This window comes from Blautia sp. An46 (assembly GCF_002161645.1).
Classification (GTDB): domain Bacteria; phylum Bacillota; class Clostridia; order Lachnospirales; family Lachnospiraceae; genus Blautia; species Blautia ornithocaccae.
The window spans coordinates 20393-28730 of sequence record NZ_NFIF01000030.1; the positions used below are offsets into that span (position 1 = coordinate 20393).

An 8338-nucleotide genomic window follows, 5' to 3' on the forward strand; every position below is an offset into this window, starting at 1 on the left:
GACGCCCTATATATTAAGCTGCCGATAAAAATGGTACTTTACCAATAGGACTGATTTCCCTGCCACTGGCAGGCTCAGTCATAAAAGACTGTAAGAGTATGATCGGCTGCGGATTTTTCCGCATACTTTATTATACTCTTACAGCCTGAAATTGTGAATCCCTTCTGTTCTTATGGAAGATACTGGAGGGGATCCAGAGGTGTCCCATCTTTCTGCAGGGCAAAATACAGATTTGCTCCTTCCTCTGTATAATATTTTGTAGGTTCGTTGATATAACCCAGAACAGCTCCTGCGGATACATATTCTTCTGCCTGGAAAGGAACGTCTTTCAGCTGTCCGTAAATCGCCTGATATCCATTTCCCATATCCACAGTTACTGTAGTTCCTGTCTCTTCATTCTCCACAATAGACAAAATCTGTCCGTTGGCAACTGCCGCTACCGGTGATCCTACCTCTGCCGAAATAGCAATGGCAGGGCTGGTCTTATAGACATTCAGCGTAGGGAAATACACGGTATTGTCCATATTATAGTCAATGACCACCTGTCCGTTTACCGGCCACTCCATAAGAGAGCTCTCTGTAAAATTCAGTTCAGGAGCCATGGCTGTTTCCACCTGCTCTGTTACCTGAGCCGAAGCAGCCTCAGAATCCTGGGCAGCCTGGTCCTGACTTTCATCTGTCTGTTCTGCACTCTCTGTATTTTCTGCCTGTTCTCCGGCAGCATCAGACTGTTGTGAATCTTCTTCCTCTACATCTCTGGTTCCTTCTACATTAGATGTATTAGCATCCGCAGTTTCTTCTGAATCCTCTCTCTCCTCAGTCTTTATTGCCTGATCGACAGAATCCTCCTCGTTCTCCATAACAAGTTCTTTCTCATTTGGTGTGCTCTTACTCCCGGACTGATACACAACTCCGCATGTAACCACCAGAGCCAGTGTCAAAATACTGCCCAGCAGCACTCGAATTTTCCTCTTTTTATTCATAATCATCACCTCTGACTATCCTGGAGCAATCCGCCCCTTTTTGTTTTCACATATAGGATTGCCAGAAAATGAAAACTTATACACAATTCATTTCTCTTTTTCCCCCTTATATGATAAAATGATACCAAGAGCCGAAAGCTCAGACTTTTATGCCTGCATAAAAAAGTCTGAATTTGAGGCTCGCAAAACATGAGTATGTAGTCCGACAGGACGAAATACGAATGTTTTTAGAATTTCGGGAGCACGAAGTGCGGAGAAATTCGTGGTATCACAAGAGCCGAAAGCTCAGGCTTTTATGCTTGCATGAAATTATTTTAGAATTAAATACTTCATATGGAGGAGCTTACATGGGGAAAACTTATAAAGGCTGGTTTGCAGCCGTATTTATTCTGATAGACTGCCTGGTCCTGCTGCTTTGTTACCATCTCACCCAGGCACCGGTACTTTACTATATCCTGGCAGCAATTATACTTCTGTCCAGTATCTTTTATATTATCTATAAACTTCGTCCCGGACTCCGGGATTTTTTAGACGACCATGTGGACATTCCCTTTTTCTATGCTCTTATTGTACTCCTGTGCAGCATTGTCTTTCTCCGCACAGGTGTTATGGATATTTTATCCTTGAGAGAACCATCACGGGCCGTACTCAGCAATGCAGAATTCACTATGCACCGGCATATTCTGAATCTGAATACCTATACCCTTACCGGAATAGATGAAAATGAAGAGCAGATTTCTCTGAATATTAACAGAGAACTGTACAATTCCTATTCCTATGCAGTTCCTTCTGAAGAACTGGAAAATAATTCACAGATACAGTCTTATTCCTACTCGGAAAATGCGCTCTTTGATGTGAGCTATCTTTCTGGTTCCAAAAAAGTAGTCAGTATCTCTGCTCAGGAACTGCCGGAAGATGATTCAGAAGACTCCCAGAATCTTGTATCAGATACTACCAGTCTGGAAAGCCTCCAGGCAGAAATCACCTCCATTATTGATGCTACAACTATGGAGGCCAAAGTTACAGACTTAGAAGATTATTCGGGAAATGATATAAAAACAGGAAGCACCATTACCATCCACGGGACTATGACCCTCCTTTATCCCTTTAATGTCCAGGGATTCTATGAAATCAAGGAAGGGGATCAGGTAAGCTTTGATATCTCCTCCGTTTCTGCCGAAGACGGCATAACCGTAGAAACCTCCTACCTGAATCTTGTTACCGCTCCCTGAATTTCTCATTTTAGCGATTCTATTGTAAGGTCAGGGAAAAAGTACTGAAGAATCTCTTCATACTTTTTCCCTTCTAAAGCCATTTGCTGGGCAGTATACTGGCTGATTCCCATCCCATGTCCTGAACCTCTGCATAAAAAACGTACTTCTCCCTCCAGCTTCTGTACTGTAAAACAAGAAGATGGAAGTTCCAGCACCTCTTTTATCTCCTCCCCCTGAAATTCCTGGTTCCCTATCATAATTTCCATAACATATCCGGCTGAATCCGAAGACTTTATTTCCACTATCACTTCCTCATCGAGAACAAACCCTGGATATTTCTCCTTGATCTTCTCCTCCAGTTCTTTTACAGAAAAATAACATCCCTCTACATATTCTGCACTGTCTATATCTCCTGAAGTATCTACTGAAGGTATGTATTTAAAATTTTCTCCCAGAACTTCCCCTCCATCTCTGGTCCTGCCGCTGCTTACTCCATGATAGGGGATTTCTTTTATTTCTCCGTTCTGTTTCAGTACCTGGCCCTCTGTCTCTCTGGCAGCCTCCCAGAAGACCTGATATTTATCCATCACAACGCTGTTCATATCCTGTTTTCTTATATAATCCGCTGCAGCTTCTATCATTTCATTTTTCTCCTGGCTGCTGTACAGATTGCTCCTTACTGCCAGAGTCTGAACCTTGATGGCCTCTTTGCTGTAATCCCAGGAAATCTGTGAAGCTGTAACAGCCGGCACATATTCCTCCAGGCTGATATCCCTGCTTAAAGGGCATGCCTTTCTTCCCAGAATAAGAACCGTCAGCAAATAGGGAAGAAGTATAAAAAGCAGAAGAATAAATGCAAAAGAATCTTTTTCCTTATTCATAAAAACAGGGACCTGCATTCTGACTTATCTTATTATATGTCAGAAAACGCAAGTCCCATACATTCTTTACTTCTTTACAACAAATACCGGCAGAGGAGGGTCTTTTTTTCTGTTATAGAAACTATTCATAATAACCAGATACCGCTTCTCATCTAAAGCTTTCAGATACTCCAGGATTTTCTCTTTCTCCTCATATCCTGTATCTCCGCCGCTGTAGATGCAAAGAGCCATGACTCCTCCTCTTTTCAGCAGGGCAAGCCCTGTATCAACAGCTTTTACACTGGTATCTGCCCGGGTAGCCAGTTCATGGTCTCCTCCCGGAAGATAGCCGAAATTAAAAATAATCCCATCTACAGATTCTTTTTCTGCGTAGTGGTCTATAAACACATGGCTTTCCAGATACAGACCGGCTCTTTCTCTCATCTGGTGTTCCCTGAGAAGCTTATCTGTAGCTTCCAAAGCCCGTTCCTGGATATCAAAAGCCAGCACCTTTCCTTTTTCTCCGGCCATCTCACAGAGAAACAGCGTATCATGGCCATTTCCCATGGTAGCGTCTATATAGACGCCTTCCTCTTTTACCTGGAGTCGAAACAATTCATGAACCCAGGTAGTGATCTGATATAAATTCATAATCTATTTCCTGGAAATATCTTACTTTTCACTTGCTGCAAGAGCCTGTTCCAAATCTCCGATGATATCATCAACATGCTCGATTCCCACAGAAAGACGGATCATTCCCGGAGAAACTCCGGCGGCTACAAGCTGCTCATCATTCAGCTGTCTGTGTGTATGGCTGGCAGGATGAAGAACACTGGTCTTGGCATCTGCCACATGAGTTACAATAGAAGCCAGCTTCAGACTGTCCATAAATTTCACTGCTGCTTCTCTTCCGGCTTTCAGTTCAAAAGATATTACGCCGCAGGTACCCTTTGGCATATACTTCTGTGCCAGAGAATAATACTTATCACCCGGAAGTCCCGGATAATTTACTTTTCCGACAAGGGGATGAGCTTCCAGGTATTCTGCTACTTTCTGAGCATTGTAGCAATGTCTTTCTACTCTCAGCACCAGAGATTCAAGTCCCAGATTCAGAATAAAGCAGTTCATAGGAGAAGGTATAGAGCCTAAGTCTCTCATAAGCTGAGCATTAATCTTAGTGATATAAGCCTCTTTTCCAAACTGTTTTGTATAGATGACTCCATGGTAGGATTCATCCGGCTTAGTCAGACCTGGGAATTTATCGGCATGAGCTTCCCAGTCAAAGTTTCCGCTGTCCACGATAGCTCCACCTACCTGGGCTGCATGTCCATCCATATATTTTGTAGTGGAATGTGTTACAATATCCGCTCCCCATTCAAAAGGACGGCAGTTTACAGGAGTAGCAAAGGTATTGTCCACAATTAAAGGAACTCCATGGCTGTGGGCCAGTTCTGCCATTTTTTCAATATCCAAAACTACCAGTGCCGGATTTGCAATAGTCTCTGCGATAACAGCTTTTGTATTTGGACGGAAAGCCTTATCCAGCTCTTCCTTAGGTGCATCCACATCAATAAATGTACATTCGATTCCCATCTTTTTAGCTGTAACTCCCAGGACATTTAAAGTTCCGCCGTAAATTGCAGATGCACAGATTACATGGTCTCCGGCTTCACAGATATTAAATACCGCATAAAAATTCGCTGCCTGTCCGGAAGAAGTAAGGACAGCCGCTACGCCGCCTTCCAGATCTGCAATTTTAGCAGCCACCAGGTCATTTGTAGGATTCTGACATCTTGTATAAAAATATCCATTATCCTTCAGATCAAAAAGACGTCCCATCTCTTCTGTAGTGTCATATTTGAAGGTTGTACTCTGATAGATGGGCATCATTCTCGGTTCACCTTTTTTCGGCTTCCAGCCGGACTGGATACATTTCGTTTCAATATGGTATTCCTTGCTCATTTCATTCCTCTCCATTCTGTATATATTCTGAAAACCATTTTACCACTTTTTCATCTGCCGGGATACCAGAAAATCATCTTGATTTTGAAAATTCCCTATCTTCTATAATATTTCTGTCCTACCAGGATCACAGCCACGAACAGAACGATTCCTATAGCCAGAATGATCAGGGACATCTCATCACTTACTGGATGAACCATTGGAAGAATTCCCAGAATCATCAGGTCAGCTCCCAGAACTGCTATTCCTCCTCCTATAGTCATCATAAATTTTCTTTCATTTTTCGGGGAAACACCACTGGAAAACCGTTCTCTGATCATAGAGGGCTTTCCCTTCCATCCCAGAAAAATTCCTGCAAGAATAATAATCCCTGCCAGAATAACTAATACTTCATCTCTTGTCATAATAATTCCTTTCTTTCTGCAGTTTATATCCATCTTATCAAACCCTGCTTTTCTTGTAAATACTATAATATCTTCTCCTTTATGTCCACATCCCCTGAAATTTTTGGGGGAGTTTTCCACATTTTTTATCTCTCTCCACATCAGTCTCTTTTCTTATCTTCTCATTTATGTTACTCTTAAAAAAACAGGAAACGAGGAAAAAACTATGAAAGAAAAAATATATACCATTCCTTTAATGGATGCCTTCAAAGCAGAAGATGAATGTCCCTTCTGCTTTATTGAAAGAAATCTGGAGCAGCACGCTATGGACTTTGTTCTGGGCTCCGGCGCCTCTTATATGGAAGACGATGTAAGAGCTGAAACAGATAAAATGGGCTTCTGTCGAACCCACTATAAAAAAATGTTCGACTATGGAAACCGTCTGGGATGCGGCCTTATTCTTACTACCCATTTTAAAAAGAAAAATGAAGAGCTGAAACAGCAGATAAAGATGTTCTCCCCTGGAAAAGCTTCCATGCTGGGACATTTCAAAAAAGCAAAGATTGATACGGACAATCCCAAGACCTCTATTGGAAACTGGGTAAAAGAACAGGAAAATTCCTGCTATATCTGCGATTACTATCAAAATACATACAATCGCTATCTGGATACCTTCTTTGAACTATACAGGAAAAATCCTGAATTCAAAGACCTTTTCAAAAACAGCAAGGGCTTCTGTCTTCCCCATTTTTCAGACCTGGTAGAAACAGCAGAAGTACTTCTCTCTGATAAAGAAAAAAGAGACTTCTATGATCATCTCTTTCCTCTTATGACAGAGAATCTTCAGAGAGTCACAGATGACCTGGAATGGTTCTGTGATAAATTTGACTACAAAAACAAAGATGCGGACTGGAAAAATTCCAGAGATGCCATTCAGAGAGGCATGCAGAAAGCAGCCGGCAGCTATCCCGCCGATCCTCCCTATAAAGCAGAAAAATAAGAAATTAAAAAGGAAAACTAAAATAAATATAAATCAAAAAAATCCTTTTTTATTTTTCTTTTAGCTTTTTGTCACAGATTATCCTTATTTACCCTGTATATTAATACTTGTAAAAGCCAATAAGACTTTTTCAAAATCTTTTTCTTTTCATATACTGACATAGGAAATGTCAGTTACTCCTTCTTTTTTATGATTATAAGACAAGAGCAGGAATCAGCCCCCTCAGATTCCTGCTCTTGTTGCGTTATCCTGACTTTATGATGATTTATGCAATATTGGTATATAATTTGTAATTTTTTTCAATTTCACATTTCTTTTATTTTTTCATCACAGAATCATCACATTTTCCCGTTATAGTATTACTTGTAAAAGCCGATAAGACTTTTTCAAAAATCTTTTTCTTTTTCATATGCCGGTATTAATTTTAACCGGCTCTCCTTCTTTTTAATATTTTACAATATTAAAAAAAGAGAAACCAGAATCAACCTTCCCCCCTCATTGATTCTGGTTTCTTTTTTGTCATTATTTCAAATTTACTATCTCGTAGATATCTCCTCCTGCTTTTTCATCAAAATAATTCTTCAATTCAAAAAAAGATTTCCACTTTGAAATAGTCAGCTCATTAAAGCCTCTCCTCATAACTACATCTACCAGTCTCTTTTCCAGAAAAGTGGGACCGTCCGGAAAAGAAATGGCATCACAGAGCTGAATAAGTCTGTCATAATCATCATATTCTGTATTTTCCAAGTATTCCTTAATAAACAAAGTTTCCTCTTCATTACAATCATTCTTTCCGTTATATGCTCTAACATCTTTGTAAGGAAAGGAATGAGTTAAACAAATCTGCCTCACACAGCAGCATTTCTGCTTCTTCTTTTGTTGGAATCTTGTTAATCATATTCTGAGCATACATAATCCTGGCTCCCTTTATTTACTACTGTTTATCCTTCCTCATAAGGCTTTATGAATTGAAAATAATCTTCTGTTTCATGTAAAATATCCATAATTTTATACCTCCTTTCCTATCCTAGCAAAAAATTATGTAAATTCCATGGAATGTTTCTAAAAAAACAAAAAAGACTTAAATCCTTAAAAAATAAAGATTTAAGTCTTCATAATCAATGAAGCATCGGGGATTCGAACCCCGGACAACTTGATTAAAAGTCAAGTGCTCTACCGACTGAGCTAATGCTCCATAAAAAATGCCCAGAGCCGGAATCGAACCAGCGACACGAGGATTTTCAGTCCTCTGCTCTACCAACTGAGCTATCTGGGCATTAAGTAGCGGGGGCAGGATTTGAACCTGCGACCTTCGGGTTATGAGCCCGACGAGCTTCCAGACTGCTCCACCCCGCGTTATTATCTAAGCCGATGATCGGACTCGAACCGATAACCTGCTGATTACAAATCAGCTGCTCTGCCAATTGAGCCACATCGGCATGATGTGGTATTCAATTTTAAATGGGCGATGGTGGATTCGAACCACCGAAGGCGTTGCCAGCAGATTTACAGTCTGTCCCCTTTGGCCACTCGGGAAATCGCCCTTATTATAAAATGGGACCTATAGGGCTCGAACCTATGACCCTCTGCTTGTAAGGCAGATGCTCTCCCAGCTGAGCTAAGATCCCATTATAGATAAATGTTTCTTTTCAGAAACAAACGACCCAGAAGAGACTCGAACTCTCGACCTCCGCCGTGACAGGGCGGCGCTCTAACCAACTGAGCCACTGGGCCGTATTAAGAAGGTTCTGTACCTTCAAAACCACACATGTAAAACTTATATCCAACTTTACCGCTTCGCTTAATCTCTTAAGCTTTTAGGTCAAGCCCTCGACCGATTAGTAGCAGTCAGCTCCATACATTGCTGCACTTCCACCTCTGCCCTATCTACCTCGTCGTCTTCAAGGGGTCTTACTCCTTTCGGATGGGACATCTC

8 protein-coding genes, 7 tRNA genes and 1 rRNA gene are annotated in these 8338 nt (G+C 41.1%); 2 read left to right on the top strand and 14 right to left on the bottom strand.

What is annotated here, in order from left to right:
* Positions 1–170 precede the first annotated feature (170 nt).
* Positions 171–983: a M23 family metallopeptidase gene (locus B5G00_RS17360; RefSeq protein WP_087274920.1), complete on the bottom strand. Its 813-nt coding sequence runs from the start codon at positions 981–983 to the stop codon at positions 171–173.
* Positions 984–1330: 347 nt separating this feature from the next.
* Between B5G00_RS17360 and B5G00_RS17365 the strand changes: the two genes are divergently transcribed.
* Entirely contained in the window at positions 1331–2215 is an 885-nt protein-coding gene (locus tag B5G00_RS17365) for a hypothetical protein (protein ID WP_087274921.1), read from the top strand.
* A 5-nt stretch (positions 2216–2220) separates the two neighbouring features.
* Here the strand turns inward: B5G00_RS17365 and B5G00_RS17370 are convergent, their stop codons facing one another.
* From B5G00_RS17370 to B5G00_RS17385, 4 genes are all read right to left on the bottom strand, one after another.
* Complete coding sequence (locus tag B5G00_RS17370) at positions 2221–3078, bottom strand: SpoIID/LytB domain-containing protein (RefSeq protein ID WP_087274927.1); 858 nt, start codon at positions 3076–3078, stop codon at positions 2221–2223.
* 66 nt (positions 3079–3144) lie between these two features.
* Positions 3145–3708, bottom strand: a complete 564-nt coding sequence (locus B5G00_RS17375; RefSeq protein WP_087274922.1) for a tRNA (mnm(5)s(2)U34)-methyltransferase — start codon at positions 3706–3708, stop codon at positions 3145–3147.
* A gap of 21 nt (positions 3709–3729) precedes the next feature.
* Positions 3730–5019, bottom strand: a complete 1290-nt coding sequence (locus B5G00_RS17380; protein ID WP_087274923.1) for an O-acetylhomoserine aminocarboxypropyltransferase/cysteine synthase family protein — start codon at positions 5017–5019, stop codon at positions 3730–3732.
* Positions 5020–5114: 95 nt separating this feature from the next.
* Positions 5115–5456: a hypothetical protein gene (locus tag B5G00_RS17385; RefSeq protein WP_242971413.1), complete on the bottom strand. Its 342-nt coding sequence runs from the start codon at positions 5454–5456 to the stop codon at positions 5115–5117.
* Positions 5457–5628: 172 nt separating this feature from the next.
* Here B5G00_RS17385 and B5G00_RS17390 point away from each other — a divergent pair, with 172 nt between their 5' ends.
* A complete protein-coding gene (locus B5G00_RS17390) occupies positions 5629–6402 on the top strand; it encodes a DUF6062 family protein (protein ID WP_087274924.1) in 774 nt (257 codons plus the stop codon).
* Positions 6403–6924: 522 nt separating this feature from the next.
* On the opposite strand, the gene B5G00_RS17395 is transcribed toward B5G00_RS17390, so the two are convergent.
* The 9 genes from B5G00_RS17395 to B5G00_RS17435 form a co-directional block, all read right to left on the bottom strand.
* Complete coding sequence (locus B5G00_RS17395; protein WP_087274925.1) at positions 6925–7167, bottom strand: hypothetical protein; 243 nt, start codon at positions 7165–7167, stop codon at positions 6925–6927.
* Positions 7168–7524: 357 nt separating this feature from the next.
* Positions 7525–7597 (bottom strand) — tRNA-Lys (locus B5G00_RS17400).
* 8 nt (positions 7598–7605) lie between these two features.
* Positions 7606–7678: transfer RNA gene (locus tag B5G00_RS17405), tRNA-Phe, on the bottom strand.
* 6 nt (positions 7679–7684) lie between these two features.
* Positions 7685–7758: transfer RNA gene (locus B5G00_RS17410), tRNA-Met, on the bottom strand.
* Between the two features lie 10 nt (positions 7759–7768).
* Positions 7769–7841, bottom strand: a tRNA-Thr gene (locus tag B5G00_RS17415).
* Between the two features lie 23 nt (positions 7842–7864).
* Positions 7865–7946 (bottom strand) — tRNA-Tyr (locus B5G00_RS17420).
* 11 nt (positions 7947–7957) lie between these two features.
* Positions 7958–8030 (bottom strand) — tRNA-Val (locus B5G00_RS17425).
* Between the two features lie 32 nt (positions 8031–8062).
* A tRNA-Asp gene (locus B5G00_RS17430) sits at positions 8063–8136 on the bottom strand.
* 84 nt (positions 8137–8220) lie between these two features.
* Positions 8221–8338, bottom strand: a 23S ribosomal RNA gene (locus B5G00_RS17435); the annotation flags it as partial.

Bases quoted from the DNA above. Each gene is read 5' to 3' on its own strand.
- B5G00_RS17360 (WP_087274920.1), bottom strand. From the start codon at position 983: ATGAATAAAAAGAGGAAAATTCGAGTGCTGCTGGGCAGTATTTTGACA.
- B5G00_RS17365 (WP_087274921.1), top strand. From the start codon at position 1,331: ATGGGGAAAACTTATAAAGGCTGGTTTGCAGCCGTATTTATTCTGATA.
- B5G00_RS17370 (WP_087274927.1), bottom strand. From the start codon at position 3,078: ATGAATAAGGAAAAAGATTCTTTTGCATTTATTCTTCTGCTTTTTATA.
- B5G00_RS17375 (WP_087274922.1), bottom strand. From the start codon at position 3,708: ATGAATTTATATCAGATCACTACCTGGGTTCATGAATTGTTTCGACTC.
- B5G00_RS17380 (WP_087274923.1), bottom strand. From the start codon at position 5,019: ATGAGCAAGGAATACCATATTGAAACGAAATGTATCCAGTCCGGCTGG.
- B5G00_RS17385 (WP_242971413.1), bottom strand. From the start codon at position 5,456: ATGGATATAAACTGCAGAAAGAAAGGAATTATTATGACAAGAGATGAA.
- B5G00_RS17390 (WP_087274924.1), top strand. From the start codon at position 5,629: ATGAAAGAAAAAATATATACCATTCCTTTAATGGATGCCTTCAAAGCA.